The 19761-nt window shown below is 64.3% G+C and carries 20 protein-coding genes and 1 pseudogene; 14 read left to right on the plus strand and 7 right to left on the minus strand.

Annotated elements, in window-relative coordinates:
• The first annotated feature begins 4 nt into the window (after window positions 1-4).
• The 6 genes from ACWPW1_RS21850 (at window position 5) to tcuC (ending at window position 7503) form a co-directional block, all read left to right on the plus strand.
• Window positions 5-679 carry a heavy metal response regulator transcription factor gene (locus tag ACWPW1_RS21850; RefSeq protein WP_026083573.1) on the plus strand — a complete coding sequence of 225 codons (675 nt, stop codon included), beginning with the start codon at window positions 5-7 and terminating at the stop codon, window positions 677-679.
• A gap of 5 nt (window positions 680-684) precedes the next feature.
• On the plus strand, window positions 685-2091 hold the full coding sequence (locus ACWPW1_RS21855) for a heavy metal sensor histidine kinase (RefSeq protein ID WP_169854974.1): 1407 nt from the start codon (window positions 685-687) through the stop codon (window positions 2089-2091).
• A 401-nt stretch (window positions 2092-2492) separates the two neighbouring features.
• Window positions 2493-3434: a LysR family transcriptional regulator gene (locus ACWPW1_RS21860; RefSeq protein ID WP_377711152.1), complete on the plus strand. Its 942-nt coding sequence runs from the start codon at window positions 2493-2495 to the stop codon at window positions 3432-3434.
• 105 nt (window positions 3435-3539) lie between these two features.
• Complete coding sequence (gene tcuA, locus ACWPW1_RS21865; protein ID WP_454254044.1) at window positions 3540-4994, plus strand: FAD-dependent tricarballylate dehydrogenase TcuA; 1455 nt, start codon at window positions 3540-3542, stop codon at window positions 4992-4994.
• Window positions 4975-6156, plus strand: coding sequence for a tricarballylate utilization 4Fe-4S protein TcuB (tcuB, locus tag ACWPW1_RS21870; RefSeq protein ID WP_454254010.1), 1182 nt, complete (start codon window positions 4975-4977; stop codon window positions 6154-6156). The genes tcuA and tcuB overlap by 20 nt, the downstream gene beginning before the upstream one ends.
• Window positions 6157-6195: 39 nt before the next feature.
• Window positions 6196-7503, plus strand: a complete 1308-nt coding sequence (tcuC, locus tag ACWPW1_RS21875) for a tricarballylate/proton symporter TcuC (RefSeq protein ID WP_454254011.1) — start codon at window positions 6196-6198, stop codon at window positions 7501-7503.
• Between the two features lie 236 nt (window positions 7504-7739).
• On the opposite strand, the gene ACWPW1_RS21880 is transcribed toward tcuC, so the two are convergent.
• Genes ACWPW1_RS21880 through ACWPW1_RS21890 form a run of 3 tightly spaced genes read right to left on the minus strand, consistent with a single transcriptional unit; the run spans window position 7740 to window position 9198 of the window.
• Complete coding sequence (locus tag ACWPW1_RS21880) at window positions 7740-8153, minus strand: CopD family protein (protein WP_454254012.1); 414 nt, start codon at window positions 8151-8153, stop codon at window positions 7740-7742.
• Window positions 8150-8461, minus strand: coding sequence for a DUF3817 domain-containing protein (locus ACWPW1_RS21885; protein WP_454254013.1), 312 nt, complete (start codon window positions 8459-8461; stop codon window positions 8150-8152). Before ACWPW1_RS21885 ends, ACWPW1_RS21880 begins: the two co-directional genes overlap by 4 nt.
• A gap of 23 nt (window positions 8462-8484) precedes the next feature.
• Window positions 8485-9198, minus strand: a complete 714-nt coding sequence (locus tag ACWPW1_RS21890; RefSeq protein ID WP_454254014.1) for a DJ-1/PfpI family protein — start codon at window positions 9196-9198, stop codon at window positions 8485-8487.
• A 92-nt stretch (window positions 9199-9290) separates the two neighbouring features.
• Here ACWPW1_RS21890 and ACWPW1_RS21895 point away from each other — a divergent pair, with 92 nt between their 5' ends.
• The 8 genes from ACWPW1_RS21895 (at window position 9291) to ACWPW1_RS21930 (ending at window position 16371) form a co-directional block, all read left to right on the plus strand.
• Window positions 9291-10262 (plus strand): GlxA family transcriptional regulator, encoded by a 972-nt coding sequence (locus tag ACWPW1_RS21895; RefSeq protein WP_454254015.1) that lies wholly within the window; start codon window positions 9291-9293, stop codon window positions 10260-10262.
• A 766-nt stretch (window positions 10263-11028) separates the two neighbouring features.
• A complete protein-coding gene (locus tag ACWPW1_RS21900; protein ID WP_454254016.1) occupies window positions 11029-11394 on the plus strand; it encodes a hypothetical protein in 366 nt (121 codons plus the stop codon).
• Between the two features lie 40 nt (window positions 11395-11434).
• On the plus strand, window positions 11435-11668 hold the full coding sequence (locus ACWPW1_RS21905) for a hypothetical protein (protein ID WP_414206506.1): 234 nt from the start codon (window positions 11435-11437) through the stop codon (window positions 11666-11668).
• A 321-nt stretch (window positions 11669-11989) separates the two neighbouring features.
• Window positions 11990-12415: a VOC family protein gene (locus tag ACWPW1_RS21910; protein WP_074584882.1), complete on the plus strand. Its 426-nt coding sequence runs from the start codon at window positions 11990-11992 to the stop codon at window positions 12413-12415.
• A 96-nt stretch (window positions 12416-12511) separates the two neighbouring features.
• Window positions 12512-13273 carry a 5-oxoprolinase subunit PxpB gene (gene pxpB, locus ACWPW1_RS21915; protein WP_454254017.1) on the plus strand — a complete coding sequence of 254 codons (762 nt, stop codon included), beginning with the start codon at window positions 12512-12514 and terminating at the stop codon, window positions 13271-13273.
• Window positions 13270-14211 carry a 5-oxoprolinase subunit C family protein gene (locus ACWPW1_RS21920; protein WP_454254018.1) on the plus strand — a complete coding sequence of 314 codons (942 nt, stop codon included), beginning with the start codon at window positions 13270-13272 and terminating at the stop codon, window positions 14209-14211. Before pxpB ends, ACWPW1_RS21920 begins: the two co-directional genes overlap by 4 nt.
• A gap of 88 nt (window positions 14212-14299) precedes the next feature.
• Entirely contained in the window at window positions 14300-15619 is a 1320-nt protein-coding gene (locus ACWPW1_RS21925; protein WP_454254019.1) for an MFS transporter, read from the plus strand.
• 17 nt (window positions 15620-15636) lie between these two features.
• The gene (locus tag ACWPW1_RS21930; protein WP_454254020.1) at window positions 15637-16371 is read left to right on the plus strand and encodes a D-glutamate cyclase family protein; all 735 of its coding nucleotides are present in this window, start codon (window positions 15637-15639) and stop codon (window positions 16369-16371) included.
• Window positions 16372-16565: 194 nt separating this feature from the next.
• Here the strand turns inward: ACWPW1_RS21930 and ACWPW1_RS21935 are convergent, their stop codons facing one another.
• From ACWPW1_RS21935 to ACWPW1_RS21950, 4 genes and pseudogenes are all read right to left on the minus strand, one after another.
• Window positions 16566-16976 (minus strand): type II toxin-antitoxin system VapC family toxin, encoded by a 411-nt coding sequence (locus ACWPW1_RS21935; RefSeq protein ID WP_454254021.1) that lies wholly within the window; start codon window positions 16974-16976, stop codon window positions 16566-16568.
• A complete protein-coding gene (gene vapB, locus ACWPW1_RS21940; protein WP_454254022.1) occupies window positions 16973-17203 on the minus strand; it encodes a type II toxin-antitoxin system VapB family antitoxin in 231 nt (76 codons plus the stop codon). Before vapB ends, ACWPW1_RS21935 begins: the two co-directional genes overlap by 4 nt.
• 242 nt (window positions 17204-17445) lie before the next feature.
• Window positions 17446-18532, minus strand: a pseudogene (locus ACWPW1_RS21945) (Gfo/Idh/MocA family protein).
• Between the two features lie 174 nt (window positions 18533-18706).
• The gene (locus ACWPW1_RS21950; RefSeq protein ID WP_454254023.1) at window positions 18707-19720 is read right to left on the minus strand and encodes an ABC transporter permease; all 1014 of its coding nucleotides are present in this window, start codon (window positions 19718-19720) and stop codon (window positions 18707-18709) included.
• Between the last annotated feature and the right edge of the window lie 41 nt (window positions 19721-19761).

The following is a 19761-nucleotide window of genomic DNA, read 5'->3' on the forward strand; positions in this document are numbered from 1 at the left end:
GACGATGCGCTTACTGATAGTGGAAGACGAAGCCCGGGCTGCGGATTATCTGCAGCAGGGCCTCACGGAGAATGGCTATGTGGTCGATCGGGCCGCGACCGGAATCGATGGCTTGCATCTGGCCCTCCAGCAGGACTACGACCTGATCCTGCTGGACATCAATCTGCCGACGATGGATGGCCTGGAAGTCCTGGAATTGCTGCGCCGACGCAAGCAGACCCGGGTGATGCTGCTGACGGGGCAGAGCCGCACCAGCGAACGCGTCCGTGGACTGGACGCCGGCGCTGACGACTATCTGACCAAGCCTTTCGAATTTCCGGAGTTGCTCGCCCGCATCCGCGCGCTGCTCAGGCGCGGCGAGACGCGAGTGCTCAGCGAGACCCTGCAACTGGCCGACCTCGAACTGCATCCCTTTCGCCATCGGGCCTTTCGCGGCGACCAACGCATCGACCTGACCAGCAAGGAATTTGCGCTGCTTCATCTGCTCATGCAGCGCCAGGGCGAAGTGCTCTCCCGCACCGAGATCATCTCGCGGGTCTGGGACATGAATTTCGACTGCGACACCAACGTGGTGGAGGTTGCGATTCGACGCTTGCGGATGAAGGTCGATGAGCCCTTCGGGGAAGCCCTTATCCATACCGTAAGAGGCGTTGGCTACGTGATGGAGCGTCGTTCGTGAGGCCCATGAGCCTGGCCCTGCGCCTGGGGCTGATGGTCACGGGCGTGGGCTTGCTGTTGGCCATCCTGCTGGTCGTCATGGTGTACAGCGTTCTGGATCGAGAGCTGGGCAGGCGCGCTGCCGACCAGCTGCAAGCCAAATTGGGTCAGATCCAGCACAGCCTGGAAGAGCGTCCCACGGATCCAAAGGCGCCCTGGCAGCACAGCTTGGCTGATACGCTGCTCGGCCACGAGGAGCTGTCAGTCACGGTGCTGTCGGCCACCGGGGACACTCCCCTGTACGGGCTGGGCTCCCATGCCTATGCCGACGAGCTCCGGCCAGAACGCTGGCCGGATGCCCAGACCTTGGCCTGGCACTCCGATGACGGTCATGACCTTTTGACTGCCCGAGCCAACCTGACCATTCCAGGGCTACCGCCACTGCAGCTACTGCTGAGCCAGGATCGCAGCAACGACAGCTTCCTCCTGGACGCCTTCCTCCGCGCGGCCCTAATCAGTCTGCCGATTCTGCTGCTGCTGATCGGCGCCGCAGCGTGGTGGACGGGCTATCAGGGCCTTGCACCCTTGCGGCGCTTCCGCCGTACCGCACGGTCGATCACTACCCGACAGCTCACCTTGCGGGTCGACGACACCAACCTGCCTGCAGAAGTGGCTGAGCTGGCCACTGCGCTGAATACCATGCTGGAGCGCCTCAACGCCGGGGTGCAGTTGCTCGACCGCTTCGCCGACGACGTTGCCCACGAGTTGCGTACGCCGCTCGGGATCCTCATTGGGCGTACGCAGATGATACTCAGCCGGAAGCGTGACGAGACCGCGTATCAACAGGCCCTGGAGGAATCCCTGGACGAGTTGGATCGCCTGAGCCGAATCGTCACGGACATGCTGCTGCTGGCCCGCCTGGACAGTCACGAACCGCTGAGTTCATTGGGCAAGGTGGCTGTCGAGCACGAGGCGCTCAGGGTCTGCAGCCTGTTCGAAGCCTATGCCGAGGCGCGCGAACTCGAGCTGGCCGTCGAGGGGCAGCTGCTGGTCGAGGGCGACACGCTAATGATCCAGCGTGCCATCTCGAACGTGCTATCGAACGCCATTCGACATGCTTATCCCGGGACTGAGGTGACGGTGACGTTGTTTAGGCGAGAAGACGGCGTCGGGTGCGTGGCGGTTACCAACCAAGGCCCCCCGATCGCTACCGAGGAGCTGCCCAGGCTCTTCGAGCGCTTCTACCGTGGCAGTGACCGCCATACCGCCGGCAATGGGTTGGGGCTGGCGATCGTACGCGCGATCATGGCTTATCATGGAGGTGGGGCATGCGTGGAATGTTCAGAAGGGCAGACACGCTTTCTACTAAAGTTTCCACCTTCGTCTTATCTGCTGCCGCCATTGGCAGTCAACGGCAGTAACGGTGCTCAATAGCTCAAGTAGATTAGGTTTGTAGTGCGTAAAGTAGTGCTCAGCGGCACAAAATAGCAGAGCGCGGTAGAAATTTGTCAATGTCGCAGTAGACGAAATGAGCAAGGCTTTTTTCTCACTATATTCCCCTTCCCTTCTGCCGCGCTGAGGTGGACGTCAGTTCAAATATGGGGCTAGTAGCTCGCTCCCTTCCTGCTTTTCCTTCTATCGCGCGCGGGGCGCGGGCGGATAGAGGGTGGAGCCCGGGCGGAGGGGGTGCAGGGGGTGGGTTGGAGTGAGGGGCTTGTGCAGGGGTGGTATAGTTTTAAACGTGGTGCACTTAGACGGGGTCGTAGGGTGTCCTGCTGAGTGCTGATATCGGAGCACAATGGAGCCTTTGAACTGTACTCAGCGGTGACGCCAATATGGAACTTCGTCAGCTACGCTACTTCGCCAAGGTCGTCGAAATGGGCAGCCTCGGGCGCGCCGCGCTGGAGCTGGGCGTCGGCGCCTCGGCTCTGAGTCAGCAGCTCACCCGATTGGAGCAGGAACTGAGCATCCGCCTGCTCAACCGGACCTCCCTGGGCGCTACGCCCACGCCAGCCGGCCTGGCTTTCCTTCATCATGCCCAGCTCACTCTGCGCCAGGCTGACTATGCCGTGCAGGCCGCTCAGCGCGACCGGCTGCGCGGCTATGTCAGCGTCGGATTGCCGCCGACCGTGGCCAGCGTGCTGGCCTTGCCTCTGATCGAGACGCTGCAGCAGCGCTATCCTGATATCCAGCTGCACCTGGTGGAGATGCTGTCAGGCTATCTGGGGGCTCAGCTCAATGCCCGGCAACTGGATCTCGCCGTCGTCTTTCAGCCGGATCCGGGCAGGCGCTGGACGTTGCATCCCTTGCTCGATGAGGCCCTGATCCTGCTGCATGCGCCAGGCCTGCCGGGCGTTCCAGCGACCGCCAGCCTGTCGCTCGCCGCCCTGGGCCGACTGCCGTTGGTGCTCCCGAGCATGCAGCACGGCCTGCGCAGCGGTCTGGCAGCCGCCATGGAGACCCTCGGACTGGACATCAATGTGGTCATGGAGATCGATGGCCTGGCGACCCTGATGAAGGTGGTCCGCCAGGGTCTCGCCGCGACCATCCAGCCCGGCTCGGCCGCGGCCCACGCCTACGCCGAAGGCCTGGGCACCATTCCCTTGCGCGATCACCCGCTGCAGCGCCGCAACTTGCTCGCCAGCCTGGCGGATGACGAACTTTCCCCGGCCGCCCTGGCGACGCGGGTGGTGATCCTCGAGGTGGTCCGCCGACTGGTCGGCGAAGGCCGCTGGCCGGGCGCCAGCCTGCTGGATGCCAGCGCCCCGACCCTTTAGCAAAGCTAAAGCCCTACCCCCGGTCGGCCCCTGTCGGCCACCTCCCCCTCTTGGCTAAGGTCCGCGGCAAACAAGGCCGCTGTGGCCAGCCAATGAGGATTTATGATGATCGATGTCCTGGTGGTCGGGGGTGGCAACGCCGCTCTCTGCGCCGCGCTGATGGCCAGGGAAGCCGGAGCCAGCGTCCTGCTGCTGGAAGGCTCGCCACGCGCCTGGCGCGGTGGAAATTCCCAGCACACTCGTAACCTGCGGTGCATGCACGAAGCGCCGCAGGACGTGCTGGTGGAGGCCTATCCCGAAGAGGAATACTGGCAGGATCTGCTCAAGGTCACTGGGGGTCTCACCAACGAAGCCCTGGCCCGCCTGGTGATCCGTGCCTCCGCCACCTGTCGCGACTGGATGCGCCGCCACGGCGTGCATTTCCAGCCTCCGCTTTCGGGTGCACTCCATGTCGCCCGCACCAACGCCTTCTTCATGGGCGGCGGCAAGGCGCTGGTGAATGCCTACTACCGCAGCGCGGCCCGGCTGGGGGTTGCCATCCGCTACGACGCCCCGGTGTCCCACATCGAACTGCAGGACGGCCGCTTCGTCGCCGCCCATTTAGCTGCCCGCGAAGTGAGCGGCGTCACCCTACCGGCCGAACGCATCGAGGCCCGGACCTGCGTGCTGGCGGCCGGCGGCTTCGAATCCAATCGCGACTGGCTACGCGAAGCCTGGGGGCAAAACGCGCGTGGTGAATGGCCGGCGGACAACTTCCTGATCCGGGGCACCCGCTTCAACCAGGGGGTACTGCTCAAGCAGTTGCTGGCCGAGGGCGCCGATGCCATCGGCGATCCCACCCAGGCGCACATGGTCGCCATCGATGCACGAGCGCCGCTCTACGACGGCGGCATCTGCACCCGCATCGACTGCGTGTCCTTGGGCGTGGTGGTCAACCGTGAGGGCGAGCGCTTCTATGACGAGGGCGAGGATTTCTGGCCTAAGCGCTATGCCATCTGGGGTCGGCTGGTGGCCGGGCAACCCGGGCAGGTCGCCTACTCCATCATCGACCGCAAGGCCATCGGTCGCTTCATGCCGCCAGTCTTTCCCGGCACCCTGGCCGGTAGCCTGGAAGAACTCGCCAGCAAGCTCGAACTACCGGTCGAGGCCTTTCTCGCCACAGTTTCCGGCTACAACAACGCCTGCCAGCCTGGTCACTTCGATCACACCACACTCGACGACTGCCATACCCAAGGCATCAGCCCAGGCAAGAGCCATTGGGCGCTTCCCCTGGATACGCCGCCCTACTACGCCTATGCCCTGCGCCCTGGAGTGACTTTCACGTATCTGGGACTCAAGACCGACGCCAGTACCGCAGTGCATTTCGCCGGGCAGCCCAGCCCCAACTTGTTCGTCGCCGGCGAGATGATGGCTGGCAACGTGCTGGGCAAGGGCTACACCGCTGGCGTGGGCATGAGCATTGGCACCGCCTTCGGCCGCATCGCCGGCGCGCGCGCTGCTGCCGCCGCCGGCCATCCCTCCAACTTCGTCGAACGGGGCTATGACCATGCAGCCGCTTGATACCCGCCCACTCGAGGACCAGGCTCCGCAACTCATTGACCTCCTTACCCTCGAGGAGAGCGAGGTCGATCGGCAGCTGCACATCTGCAATGCCTGCCGTTATTGCGAGGGCTTCTGCGCCGTGTTTCCGGCCATGACGCGGCGCCTGGAATTCGCCCGTGCGGACGTTCATTACCTGGCCAACCTCTGCCATAACTGCGGCGCCTGCCTGCACGCCTGCCAATATGCGCCGCCCCACGAATTCGCCGTGAACATCCCCCAGGCCATGGCCAAGGTACGCGGCCAGACCTACGCCCACTTCGCCTGGCCGGCGGCCTTCGGTCGGCTCTACCAGCGCAACGGCCTGACCCTGGCCAGTGCCACGGCCGGCGGGCTGGCGCTGTTCCTGCTGCTCGCCCTGGCGGTCCGCGGCACCCTATTCCCCGGTCCGCTGGCGGGCAACTTCTATGCGATCTTTCCCCACAACCTGCTGGCCCTGATGTTCGGTGGCGTCTTCGCCCTGGTGGTCCTGGCCCTGGCGATCGGAGTTGGCCGCTTCTGGCGCGGCATCAGTCCGCCTACGGCGCCACGCGATCCCGTGTCGCCGCTGGCAGCGGGTGCGGAGACAGTGGATGCGGTGCTGCGCCTGAAATACCTCGACGGAGGCCATGGCCAGGGCTGCAACAACGAAAGCGACAGGTTCACGCTGTGGCGCCGGCGCTGCCACCACCTGACCTTCTACGGCTTTCTGCTGTGCTTCGCCGCCACCTCGGTGGCCACGCTCTATCACTACCTGCTGGCATGGGAGGCCCCCTACCCGCTGTTCAGCGCGCCGGTCCTGCTTGGTACCGTCGGTGGTCTCGGCCTGGTGATAGGCCCGCTCGGCCTGCTGTGGCTCGGCCTGCGGCGCGATCCGCAGCAGGGCGACGTGGCCCAGCGCCCCATGGATCGGGCCTTCATCCTGCTCCTGCTGCTGGTCAGCCTCAGTGGCCTGGCCCTGCTGGCCGGGCGCGACAGTGGCGCCATGGCCGCCCTGCTGGCCATCCACCTGGGCGCCGTCATGGCGTTCTTCCTCACCATGCCCTACGGCAAATTCGCCCACGGTATCTTCCGCAGCGCGGCGCTGCTCAAGCACGCCATCGAGAAACGCCAGCCCGATCGCCTGCGCCTCGGCGCTGACTGATCCGCTCGTCCCCACGACAACAACAAAGATGGAGCACCGATGAAGCCCTCAGATACCTCACCCAACCCCTCGAAGGTCGGCGCCATCCTGCGCGTCACCAGCGGCAACTTCCTAGAGCAGTTCGATTTCTTCTTGTTCGGCTTCTATGCCACCTACGTCGCCCGGGTGTTCTTTCCGTCCGACAGCGAATTCGCCTCGCTGATGATGACCTTCGCCGTCTTCGGTTCGGGCTTTCTGATGCGACCGTTGGGTGCCATCGTCCTGGGCGCCTACATCGACCAGGTGGGTCGGCGCCGCGGCCTGATCGTTACCCTGGCGATCATGGCCAGCGGCACCGTCCTCATCGCGCTGGTGCCAGGCTATGCCCAGATCGGCCTCTGGGCGCCCGCCCTGGTGCTGCTCGGCAGACTGCTGCAGGGCTTCTCGGCCGGCGCCGAACTCGGCGGCGTCTCGGTATACCTCTCGGAGATCGCCACACCCGGACGGCGCGGCTTCTATACCAGTTGGCAATCAGCCAGCCAGCAGGTAGCCATCGTGGTCGCTGCGGGGCTGGGTTATGCCCTCAATGCCAGTCTCAGCGCTGAGCAGCTTACCGCCTGGGGCTGGCGACTGCCCTTCGTGGTCGGCTGCCTGATCGTTCCCTTCATCTTTTTCATCCGGCGCTCGCTGGCGGAAACCGAGGATTTCAAGAAACGCCGGCATCACCCCAGCGCCCGCGAGGTGTTTCGCTCGATGCGGCAGAACTGGGTGCTGGTCGTGGCCGGTGGTCTGCTGGCCTCCATGACCACCACCACCTTCTACCTCATCACCGTCTACACACCGACCTTCGGTCGCACCGTGCTGCACCTGAGCGCAAGCGACAGCCTGATCGTCACCCTGTTCGTCGGGGTCTCCAACTTCATCTGGCTACCCATCGGCGGAAGCGTTTCCGATCGCATCGGTCGCAGGCCGCTGCTGCTGGGTATCGCCAGCCTGGCCCTGCTCACGGCCTATCCGGCCATGGCCTGGCTGGCCGCCGCGCCCAGCTTCGAGCGGATGCTGGCGGTGCTGCTGTACTTCTCGATGTTCTTCGGCTGCTACAACGGCGCAATGGTAGCGGCGCTGACCGAGGTCATGCCCGCGGAAGTGCGCGTCGCCGGCTTCTCGCTATCCTTCAGCCTGGCCACGGCGCTGTTTGGCGGCTTCACCCCGGCGGTCTCGACCTTCCTGGTCAACGCAACCGGCGACAAAGCCTCGCCGGCCTACTGGCTGATGTTCGCAGCGCTCTGCGGGCTGGGTGCGACCCTAGTCCTTTACCGGCGTCGCCAGACCCAGGCCGGACTGCAAGAGGCGCCAGCCGCTCCCTGAACCGGGACTTACCACCAGGTCCCTGCAGGTCGACTGCCGGGACCTGGCAAGAGCTCGCAAAGTGCCCCACCTTCGCGCTAGCGGCGTGCTCAAGATTGCCGCCGCCAGCAGACGCCTGCGCCGACTGCGCTACCAGCGCAGCGGGGAGGCGGAAATGGGCGTACTGATGATCGGTGCGTACGACGAGCTCGCTCAGCCTACTTCCGACCTCATCAAGGGATTTGCATCCGCGTTTTCTACTTCCATGGCTTCAGCACCGCCAGGACAGCAATCATGATGGCAATCGCAAGGACTATAGGTGCCAGGGACCTGCTAGCCCCTGAAGTCTGATTTTCAGCCCGTCTTAGTCGCCCTGACTGAACGCCATGTAAGCCCGACAAAATGACGACGAGCACCAGCTTGGCCTGGAGCCAGTGGTCGGCAAGCCAATGAGCCGTCATGGCGAGCATGAAGCCCAATACCCAGACCAGCAGCATCGCCGGAGTGGTGACTGCCCGATCCCAGCGCCGCACCCTGGCAATGGCGACCGTGCCGGGTGCGATCCGAATCGCATCGAGCACGATCGTGAGGGCCAGCACCCCACCCACAAACATTAGGGCGGCAGCTATGTGCAGTGCTTTGAACCAGAGGTACAGTTCGGCGAGGCTCATTCGGGCTCCCCAACACGTAACTCGGCAGCCTTGAGGGCCAAGAAAGGTCTATTAAGAAAGCCGCCGAGCGGGACGAACGCGACCGCGATCATTCGGGCGACCTCGATAGGGCGCCACCGCCCACCCGAGACGGTCTGGAGCGTCGCCCAGACATAGGCGATGAACGCAATACCGTGTACCGGTCCCATCAGTTGAACCCCAAGCCGCCATTCGCCAAGGTGCTTCAGCGGTACGGCTATGCCGACAAGCACCAGCAGCGTGGTCGCCTCGATCATGGAGATGATTTCGAGGCGACGGAGCTGCGCCAATTCCTCTCGCTGGTATCGATCCATCAGGCTGGCGAAGGCACCCGGCGCTCTTGTGCCAACTGCACCCCCTCACGGATTGCGTCATGTCCCATGAGGTTTAGGGCCAGTTCAGTCAGCTCGAGGCCGGCTGTACGTGGATGCCCAGTATCGAAGGGCGGCTGTGGGTCATATTCCATCATTAGCTGCGTCAGCTTGGCGACGTGCTCGCCGCGGAGTTCAGCCAGCAACGTAAGGCCGAAATCGATACCTGCCGTCACACCTCCACCGGTGAGTCGATTGCGATCGGCAACGACGCGCTCGCGCCCCGCGTCGATCCCAAGCGCTTCCAGTACGTCATACAGCGCCCAATGAGTGGCAGCGCGATAGCCATCGAGCAGACCAGCCATCCCGAGCAGCAGGGATCCCGAACAAACCGAGGTTATGTAGCGTGCACGTCGGCCGGCAGTCATCAGAAAGTCGATGATCGCCTCGTCCTTCATGGCCTCGTTGGTGCCGAAGCCGCCTGGCACGAACAGCACATCCAGATCTTGGAGTACGTCTGCGAAGGTGTGCGTCGGATTCAGTGAAATACCGCTGTCCGTCGGTACCGCTTCCATGGTCTTCCAGAACAGCCGGGTCTCACTGTGCATCCCCAGCGCGGATTGAGGACCTGCGAGATCGAGGAGGGTGAATCCGGGATACAGGAGCATGCCGATCTTGAGCGGCTTTAGGGAGGAAGCGGGCATATGAGTGGTCATGAGGTATCTCTGCGGTGAGGAAGTGCCAAGGTTATTAACAACGGCGGTCGTGCGTGAGTGGCAGAAATGCCAGGTAGCGGTTATAAACGGCCATGCTCAAAAAAATTCCTGCCGTACATGACATCGCCGTTCTCGTCTTGAATGGCGCGACGCCGTTCGATCTCGGCATCGCCTGCGAGGTGTTCACCCATGTGCGCCTGGAGGACGGGACGGCTCCCTACCGTGTCCGGGTCTGCGGCGAGACGGCTCAGGTGGACGCCGGGGCGTTCATCCTCACCGCGCCCTACGCGCTCGACAGCCTGCTGGAGGCCGACACGGTGGTGGTGGTCGGCATCGCCAACCCGTCGATGGAGGTGGCCGCTCCGGTGACGACGGCAATCCGCCGTGCATGGGAAAACGGGGCGCGACTGGCGTCGATCTGCACCGGTGCCTTCGTGCTCGGGGCGACCGGACTACTGGACGGGCGGCGGGCGACGACCCATTGGCGGGCCGCTTCCGCCCTGGCGAAACGCTATCCGGCGCTTACTGTCGAGCCAGACGTCCTGTTCGTTGACGAAGGCCGGATCCTCACCTCGGCTGGAGCCTCGGCAGGGTTGGACATGTGCCTGCACCTGGTCGCGCGTGATCACGGACAGGCCGTCGCCGCCGAAGCTGCACGCCTCGCCGTTACCCCCCTTTTCCGTGACGGCGGCCAGGCCCAGTTCGTTCGGCAAGAGGCCCCCGTTTCTCCGACCAGCCTTACGTCACTCATTGACTGGGCGCTGGATAACCTTCATCAACCACTGTGCATCGGCACTCTCGCCGAACGTGCCAACATGAGCCCGCGCACCTTTGCCCGGCGGTTCCGCGAACAACTGGGGGTGACCCCGATCCAGTGGCTCCTTACGGCGCGCATTCGCCGGGCGCAGGAGCTGCTTGAAACCAGCACTATCGCTATCGAAGGTATCGCGGCCGCGGTCGGCTTCGATGCACCCGTCACCTTCCGCGCCCGTTTCAAGCGGATCGTGGGTGTAAATCCAACCACTTATCGGCAGCGCTTTGCCTCTGTTGAATTTGGAGCTTGATGGAGGAAGGGCCTACAGCAGTCACAAGCTTCGCTGTTGCATCACGCGTTATTGAGGTGCTGTAAGAAATCTTCATGAACCTCCCCTGCGGCTACGCCAAGGCGCATACGCATCTCTGGACTCTCTCAACAGCACTGCTGCTGGCTGCGGGGGTTGGCACTAGCTAATGCGTCGGCTGACCCTACCTACCAAGTCCTATTTTGCGAACTGAGCGGACCTACCAAAGCTTTGACTAGCACTTTTGCCGGATTGCTAGTTCAGCTATGGGGGCCGGTCGCTCTTTTCTTTCCTTCCTTTCCCTTCTGACGCGCGGTGGCGCGGTCGGATAGGGGATGGAATCTGGGCGGAGGGGGCAGAGGATTGTGGAGGTGAAGGGTTATGTGCAGGGGTTATATATTTTTCATGCCGGCTGGCTGGCCTTGCATTTCACCAGCAGCGCATACGCTACAGCTAGATCTCTCGCCTGGGCCCCGGGCACGGCGACGATAGGAAATTCCGCTGCGTGCGGACCGCATGCTCGCCCGGCTATCAGCCATCTGCCCCATGGAAGTGATCCCGACCTAACTCAAACTGCCCTGCTGCTGTAGTTGAGATTGCTCGAATGACAGACCGACCGCCAAATGTGCGCAAGCAGTACCGGGCTATCGCGGAGGTAGTCCGCTAATACACGGAAAAGCAAATCAAAGAGGCGCCCGAGATAATCGGCGCCGTCGTCGACCACCACCTGATCAGATACGACAGCATCGACCATAACGCCCTCAAGAAAATGGAGGAGTGGTCAAGCAGTGACTTTCGCAAGCAGTGGCGCGATGTGCCAAGACGAGGTAGAGGGCATCCAAAGGCGATCAGCCTATCGCTCTGGCACGATCAGACGTTGTGCGGCCTGTGCTTTGCCACTCCGAAAAAGAGCAAGGTCCGCATCAAGCTGATGTTGCTTGAGGGGCACCCTGATGAGCAGCATCCGCTCAAGGGGCTGGTGGCTTCCCTGATGCTCGTGGCGGTCGAAAACTATGCCAGGCTCATCGGTCTGGAGAAGATCCTGATACCAGAACCGCTGCCCGGCGCCGTGCCGCTCTACAAGGAGCTTGGCTTCGACTACGATGCGGACAATCAACTTGTCAAGGCTGTCTAACCGTCTTAGCATGAATGACAACGCCCCCTTGGAGGTGCAAATGTCCAAATCCGATAAAGTCGAATCCGGCAACGCTGCTCACGACAAGCGCTTGTCTGCGATTTGGGAGCTGGCCAGTTCGCGTCTTGGCTCCAAGCTCTCGGTCTCGCAGCGTCGGATGCTCGCTGTCGCCGTCACCCGTGGTGCTGAACTCGAGCCCAGTGGCGCCCTGGCTGGCCCGGTGAACGCAAAAAAGAAAAAAGCGCCAGCAAGTGAGCGTAGGCACTCAGCCTGAGCATTCCCATCAGAAAAGCCGCCTTCGGGCGGTTTTTTTGTGCCTGTCTTCCGTGGAAGCGATCAGGTCCCTCCCGTCGACGCCAATGGCCAGTGGTAAACGACGCTCGAGCCCGGTGGCCAGCCCAGGGCACCGGCGTCAGCGCCGCGGGGTGGTGATTGAGAACTCCCACCACCAGGTCGAGCTGATTTGAGTCCCCGGCATTGGTCAGCGGGCAGCGAAGCAACAAAATTTCTGTCGCTCGCGGGCAAGAATATACGCTTTTGATGAAAGAAAACATGGGGTGAGATGAGGGCGCACCTTCTCACGAGGATTCCACCCATGGCGCTGTCCCCTTTTCACCTGGCGATTCCGGTCTACGACCTGGCGGCCGCACGGCACTTCTACGGTGATGTCTTTGGCCTTGCCGAGGGACGCTCCAGTGAGCACTGGGTCGACTTCGACTTCTACGGCCACCAGCTGGTGATCCACGAGCATCCCAAGACCACCTCGCAGGAAGCGGCCCACACCAACGCGGTCGACGGCCACGATGTGCCGGTACCGCACTTCGGCATAATCCTGGGCTGGGACGAGTGGGAAGCCCTGGCCGATCGCCTGCGAGCGCGTGAAACCAAGTTCGTCATCGAGCCCTATATCCGCTTCCAGGGCCAGGTGGGCGAGCAGGCCACCATGTTTCTCTTCGACCCCTGCGGCAATGCCCTGGAGTTCAAGGCCTTCAAGGACATGAGCCAGCTGTTCGCCAAATAATGCCGGGCGGCCCTGGCCGCTCGTGATGTCCCCGCGACCGGAGCCTCGAGAATTCCGGCGCGCCCTCCGTGATGTCTTCGCCTGCCGGTAACTCCTGTGAAAACTGCGAGCACTACTGCGCCCCTCTCTTCTGCGACATTCGAATGGCGGATCCGTCCGGTCGGCGAGCGTCTGCTGGTGATCGAAGCCGGCGCAGCCCCGTCCGCAGCGCTGAGCCGTCGCCTCGGCGCACTCGCCGCCTACTTGGGCGAACGCCAAACCCAAGGCGCCCTATCCGGAGTGAGTGATATCGTGCCGGCGCTGGCCAGCGTCGGCGTGCACTATCGCCCCTGGCAGGTAGTGGAGCATCTGAGGTACCCGACGCCGTTCGCGGCCCTGGCCGCCCAGCTGCAGCTCCTGCTCGACGACAGCGACAAGGTCGAATCCCACCCGGCGCGGCTGATCGAGATCCCCGTCTGCTACGGCGGCGAATTCGGCCCGGACCTCGCCGGAGCCGCCGCGGACTGCGGCATCTCTGAAGAGGAGCTCATCGCGCTGCATGGCGCCGAGGTCACGGTGCTGATGCTTGGGTTCGCACCTGGACATCCTTACCTCGGCCACTATGACGAGCGCCTCGCGCTGCCACGCCGCCGCATGCCCCGTACCCGGGTGCCGGCCGGCAGCCTGGGCCTGGCCAATCGGCAGAGCGTCATCTACCCCCAGACGCTCCCGGGCGGCTGGTCGCTGATTGGCCGTACGCCTTGGCGTCTGTTCGATCCCCATGCAGAACAGGCCTGCCGGCTGCGCGCCGGCGATCGGGTCCGCTGCGTGCCGATTGATGCGGCCACCTTTGCCAGCCTGCAGGAGGTACGGCCATGACCCTGGAAGTCCTGACTCCCGGCTTGGCCACCACCTTCCAGGACCTCGGCCGCCATGGCCACCAGCAATGGGGCGTGCCGGTGGGCGGCCCAATGGATGAGGTATCCCATCGCCTAGCCAACGCCCTGCTCGGCAATGCGCCGGACGCACCGGTGCTCGAGATCACCCTGCTCGGGCCAACGCTGCATTGCCATGGTCGCTGCCGTCTTGCCCTGACCGGTGCGGACCTCGGCGCGTCGCTGAATGGCCAGCCTTGGCCACCCGGCCAGATGCGGACCTTGCGAGAGGGCGACCAGGTCAGCTTCGGTCGCCGTCGCAGCGGTGCCCGGGCCTACCTGGCCGTGGTCGGCGGCTTCCGCCTGGAACAGGTGCTGGGCAGTCGCACCACCAACCTGCGCGCCGGCTTTGGTGGCTGGCATGGCCGCCGGCTGGAGAAGGGTGATCTGCTGCCCCTGATGGGCAGCTTTGCCAATCCCCCGCGCCTGCTAATACCGGACAGCCTAGCGCACGTGATCGGCGCCGCCCCACTGCGGCTATTACCAGGTCGCGACTGGACCGCCTTTACCGGTGCTGCCCAGGCCACCCTGCGTGAAAGCCCCTTCACCGTCACTCCACAGTCGGATCGCATGGGCTATCGCCTGCAGGGCCCAACCCTGCAACTGACAGCGCCCCATGAATGCCTGTCCGAAGCGGTCGCGTTCGGCACTGTGCAGGTACCCCCGGATGGCCAGCCCATCGTGCTCATGGCCGACCGCCAGACCACGGGCGGCTATCCCTGCATCGCCCAGGTCGCCCACGTCGACCTTCCACGCCTGGCGCAGTGTATGCCCGGCGATGTTCTCGCCTTCACCTTCATCGACCTGGCTGAAGCGCAGCGCCTGGATCTTGCCCGCGAGCGTCTGCTGGCGGCGCTGGAACGTAACGCCAGCGTTGCCTGACGCCACCCGGATCGGCGCGACAGACGCCGACCGTTCTCACCTTGCCCCACCCTGCTGAGCAACGTTCCCATCACAGAAGGATACGTCCATGTCTCGCGTGCTCTCTTCCACTCCTCTCACGGCTTCCGCATCCCGGGCCGACACCGAACGCCTGGCGCGCCGCGCGGCCACTGCTGCGGCCACTGGTACCGCCATCGAGTACTACGAATTTGGCGTCTACGGCTTCATGGCCGCCTTCCTAGGACCGCTGTTCTTTCCCGGTGACGATCCCACTGCGGCGCTGCTTGCGGTGCTGGCGGTCTTCGGCAGTGCTTTCTTGGTTCGCCCCTTGGGCGGGGTGCTCCTCGGACGTCTGGGGGACCGGCACGGCCGGCGCCTGGTGCTGCTGGTCACCGTGATCGGCATGGGGCTGGCCACTGCCGGTATCGGACTACTACCGACTACCGCCCAAGCTGGCTTTCTGGCGCCGGTGCTGCTGGTCGCATTGCGCCTGGTGCAGGGCTTCTTCGCCGGCGGCGAGGTGATCGGCGCCGCTGCCTTCGTCGCCGAGTCGGCACCTGAAGGCCGGCGGGGCTTCTTCGGCGCCTTCACCCCAGTGGGCGTTGCCCTAGGCGGCTCGCTGGCCGCTATCGTCTGTGGCGTCACCACCACCCTCGCCGGCGCGGAAGCGATGCAGGCCTGGGGCTGGCGTGTGCCCTTCCTGCTGGCTCTGCCGCTGGTGGCACTGTCCGCTGTGCTACGGCACAACGTCGAGGAGACGCCAGCGTTCCAGCGCTTCCTGGCCCAATCTCAGCCACCCAAGGCGCCGGTGCGTGAAGTGCTGGCCGAGCAGCGCCCGGCGGTCTTCAAGGTCATGCTGCTGGCCCTGGGGCAGAATGCCGGCTACTGGGTCGGCCTGATCTTCATGAACCTCTATCTGACCACTCACCTTGGCTATCCTAAGGCGCAGGTGTACTGGATCATGGCCGGCGTCAGCCTGTGCGCTGCGCTGATGATGCCGTTCTGGGGTGGGCTGTCGGATCGACTCGGCCGGCGGCGGGTGCTGACCCTGGGCTTCACCGCCTATGTGGTTCTGGTGATCCCCATGATGCTACTCATGGCCCAGGGCAACATCTGGCTCGCGGCCCTGGCGGTGCTGGTGGCCGCGCTACCGATGCCCATCGTGCAGTCGGTGGGCTATCCCACCTATGCCGAGCAGTTTCCCACCCGGGTGCGCTATACCGGCATGGCGATCGCCATCAACCTGGGCGCCATCCTCGGCGGGGGGCTCACGCCTTATCTGGCAACCTGGCTCATGGCCAAGAGCGGCAACCTGCTGATGCCGGGTTTCCTGCTGGTCACCGCTGCAGTCATCGCCCTGGTGACGCTGCGCCTGGTACGCGAAACCTCGAAGGAGGCACTGCAGTGACGCCGGCCGAGTTGCGTTTGCAGATTGCCCGGGACGAATGGACCACGCCCACCGCCGGCGTGCTCGATGATTACCAGCAGGCCAACCTGGTGATCGTGCCGCAGGCCCAGGCCTATGCGCTGCTGCTGTTCTGTCTGCGCAACCCTAAGACCTGTCCGATTCTGGCGGTGGGCGATGCCGGGGATCCTTGGGTGCCCTTACCCGGGGCGGCCATCGACATCCGGACCATGCTGCCGCGGTATCGCGTTTGGCAGCATGGCCACCTGGTGGCGGAGCCGACGGACATCGAAGCCTATTGGCGGGAGGATTCCGTGCTCATCTTGCTGGGCTGCAGCCACACCTTCGACGCGCCATTGCGCCGCGCCGGCATCGCGGTCAGCAGCGCAGCACCGCCGGTCTACACCACCACGGTACTCAACGCGCCGGCCGGCGCCATGGGCGGGACGCTGGTGGTGAGCATGCGACCGGTCCCCCGCTCGCTAGTCAGTCAGGCAGTGCTGGTGACCGCGCGCTATCCCAGCGGGCATGGTGCGCCTGTCCATATCGGCGATCCTGAGGCGCTCGGCATCACTGACCTGCAGGCGCCAGACTTTGGCGTGGTGCCGCCTATGGGCCCAGACGACGTGCCGCTGTTCTGGGCGTGCGGGGTGACGCCACAGCAAGTCCTGCCTCAGCTGCGAAGCGCCTACTGCATATCCCACTATCCCGGGCACATGTTGGTGTTGGACCAACGGCCGGAGGTGTTCGGATAGGCTTGACGCCGCAGCGCGCTATGTTGGCGCTCTGGGTGCGTTGCAGGTCCCTTATCGTTGTGCTGTGCGACGGTGACGATCTCCGCCAGGCTGCAGGAGATGTCTTCAGCAACCGGGATCTGTCCATCAATTGCGTTGGCAAGCTGCCAGTTCAAGTGACGACAACCATCGCCAATTGCATTACGTCACACCTATCAGGCCCAGTCTTCGTACACGAGGCCGGGGGCCCGGCTGAACTCACGCACGTTATTGGTCACCAGGGTGCAGCCGATGGCAATTGCATGCCCAGCAATGGCCGTGTCGTTCGGCCCGATTGGTGTACCCGCGGCATTGAGCTGGCGCATGACCTCAACCGTCGCATCGACCGCGCACAAGTCCCAGGCGATCACCGCGTCCAGTCGCCGAACGAACTCGTCCACCAGAACCTTGTGCTTGGGTGAGGCCCTCTTGCCGATCTGGCCGTAACGCATTTCCGCGTAGGTGATAGCCGAAATTACGATGCGGTTACCGCGCTCAACCTCAGCAGCAAGGCGTCTGATCACAGCATCTGGATGCTCCCGCATGATGAACGAACAAATGCAGGTATCGAGCATGTAGATGGTCACAGAGTGAACCTGCCTTCATCACTGGCCACTGCGGTGCGCTCCTGCAGGAAGTCAGCGTCCGCCTTAGGCAATTCCGCCAGAGAAGTCCAGGATGGACGAGCAGGCCGCAGGGTGATGACGTCACCCTCCTTCGAGATTTCAAGCTCGCCAATGCCAACAAAAGCCATGTCCTGGGGCAGCCGGACTGCTTGATTCCTGCCATTCATGAAAATCGATACGGTACGCATGATTCGCTCCTTTGGCATATGCATGACATAGGCCAAAGTAGCGCACTTTTAAGGGATATACAACGCATATGCCTTAAAGCAATGGGGGTGCCTACCTAGGCCAGACAGTAGAGCACCGCCGCCAGGAACAGCAGCAGCGCGATGAGCTTCATGCGCCGGACCGGGGTGAGGCCGTCGCCGGAGAGTGTGTCATGGAAAAGGGACAATCCTCGCGCGGGATGATCCCGGCATCCTACCCCAGACTAGAGTCTGACCCAGCGCTCCTCCCATGCCGATTGCCGCGCGGCCTGGGCCAGGCGTTCCACTTCCCAGGCTTCCTGGAAGTCGACGCCGGTATGGCCGGGGTTGCCGCCCAGGGCTTCCAGCAGCGAGCGGACCTCCAGGGTCTTGAGTTCGTTGTAGCCGAGCTGGTGACCGGGCGCCGGGCAGAAGGCGGCGTAGTCCGCCAGGTGCGGACCAGCCAGCAGGGTACGGAAACCGCCCAGGCCCGGACGATCGCCGACCTGGTAGAGGCGCAGTTCGTTGAGGCGCTCCTGGTCGAAGCTGAGGGTGCCGCGGGTGCCGCAGACCTCGAAGGCCAGGCGATTCTTGCGCCCGTGCTTGAGCCAGCTGGTGGTCAGGGTGCCACGGGCGCCATTAGCGAAGCGCAGCAGCAGATGGGCCTGGTCGTCGATCTCCACCGCGCGGGTGCCGCCCTGGTGGGGGCGCTGGCCATGGGCGGTGTGCAGATCGGCGCACAGGGCCGCCACCGGGCCGAGCAGGAAGCGCGCCAGCGACAGGATATGGCTGCCCAGGTCGGCCAGGGCGTCGCCGGCCTGGCGGGTCTCGCAGCGCCAGGTGAAGGGCCCCTGGGGATCGCCCATGAAGTCTTCGCTGAATTCGCCGCTGAAGCTGACGATCTCGCCCAGCTCGCCGCTCTGGATCAATTCGCGCGCCTGCTTGAGTATAGGATTCTGCAGGTAGTTGTAGCCGACCCGGTTGACCACCCCGGCCTGGCGCGCGGCGTCGCGCTTCCGCGTCGCCTCCTCCAGGCTCACCGCCAGGGGCTTCTCGCAGTAGACCGCCTTGCCCGCCGCCAGAGCGGCCAGGGCCATGGGCGCGTGCAGCAGGTGGGCGTGGTGATGGCCACCAGCTCGACCTGGCGATCAGGCGCTCCCAGTCGCAGCTGCGGACGAAGCCCCAGGCGTCGGCGCAGCGGGCGGCGCGCTCCGGATCGGCGTCGGCCAGGGCCACCAGCCGCGCACGGACCGGCAGGCTGAAACTGCTCGCCGCGTGATGGAAGGCCTGGGCATGGGCATGTCCCATGAAGCCGGTGCCGATGTCGCGCATGTCGTTCTCCGTGAGGGTTGTAGAAAGACCCGGCCGGCCAAGCCAGTAGCCGGCCGGGTAAAAGGAAGGGTGGGTGCAGGCTCGCCCTCACCCCAGCCCTCTCCCAAAGGGAGAGGGAGAAAAGCGCTCGGATATTGGGTCGCCCTCTTTAGGGAAAGGGGGAACGCGCCAGCCCTAGCGCTTGGCCTTGCGCTTGTTGCGGTACTGGTCGATGACCACTGCGACCACGATGATCAGGCCCTTGATGATGTCCTGGACGTAGGCGTCCACCCCGAGAAAGGTGAAGCCGCTGGCCATGGTGCCGAGGATCAGGGCGCCGATCACGGTGCCGGTGATGCGCCCTACCCCGCCTGCCAGGCTGGTGCCGCCGATCACCGCCGCGGCGATGGCGTCCAGTTCGTAGGACATGCCCATGCCCGCCTGGCCGGTGGCGGCGCGGGCCGAGGCCACGACCCCGGCCAGGCCCGCCAGCAGGCCGGCGATGCTGTAGACGATGATCAGGTGCTTCTTGACGTTGATGCCGGAGATGCGCGCGGCCTGCATGTTGCCGCCGATGGCATAGGTGTACTTGCCGTACTTGGTGTAGCGCAGGGCGACGTGGAAGATCACCGCCACCACCAGGAAGATGATCACCGGCATGGCCCCGGCGCCGATGGCGGTGTAGTTGTCGGACAGCATGCTGATCGGCTGGCCTTCGGTGTAGTAGCGCGCCAGGCCGCGGGCCGAGACCATCATGCCGAGGGTGGCGATGAAGGGCGGGATGCCGGTGACGGCGATGATGCTGCCGTTGATGGCGCCGGCCAGCAGCCCGACCCCGAGGCCGGCCATGACCGGCACCCAGACCGGCAGGTCGGTCAGCGAGGGAAACACCGCCCGGCCGAAGTCCGAGCCCTGGGCCAGACTCGCCGCCACCATGGCCGACAGCGCCAGCACCGAACCGGAGGAGAGGTCGATGCCGGTGGTGATGATCACCTGGGTCACGGCGATGGCCAGCAGGCCGATGATCGAGACCTGCAGGATCATCAGCACCAGACGCTGGGAATTCATCAGGAAGCTCTGGTCGCGCAGCATCCAGCCGAAGGCCTCAAAAACCAGACCGATGCCCAGCAGCACCAGCAGAATGCCCAGCTCGGTGGGGATACGGTGCCGCGGGCGAGCGGCTGAAGGTTCTGTAATTTTTTTGTCCAAGAGAGCACTCACTTTGTTCTACCTCGTTATAAGCGAAGGCA

This window comes from Pseudomonas sp. Marseille-Q7302 (genome assembly GCF_965111925.1).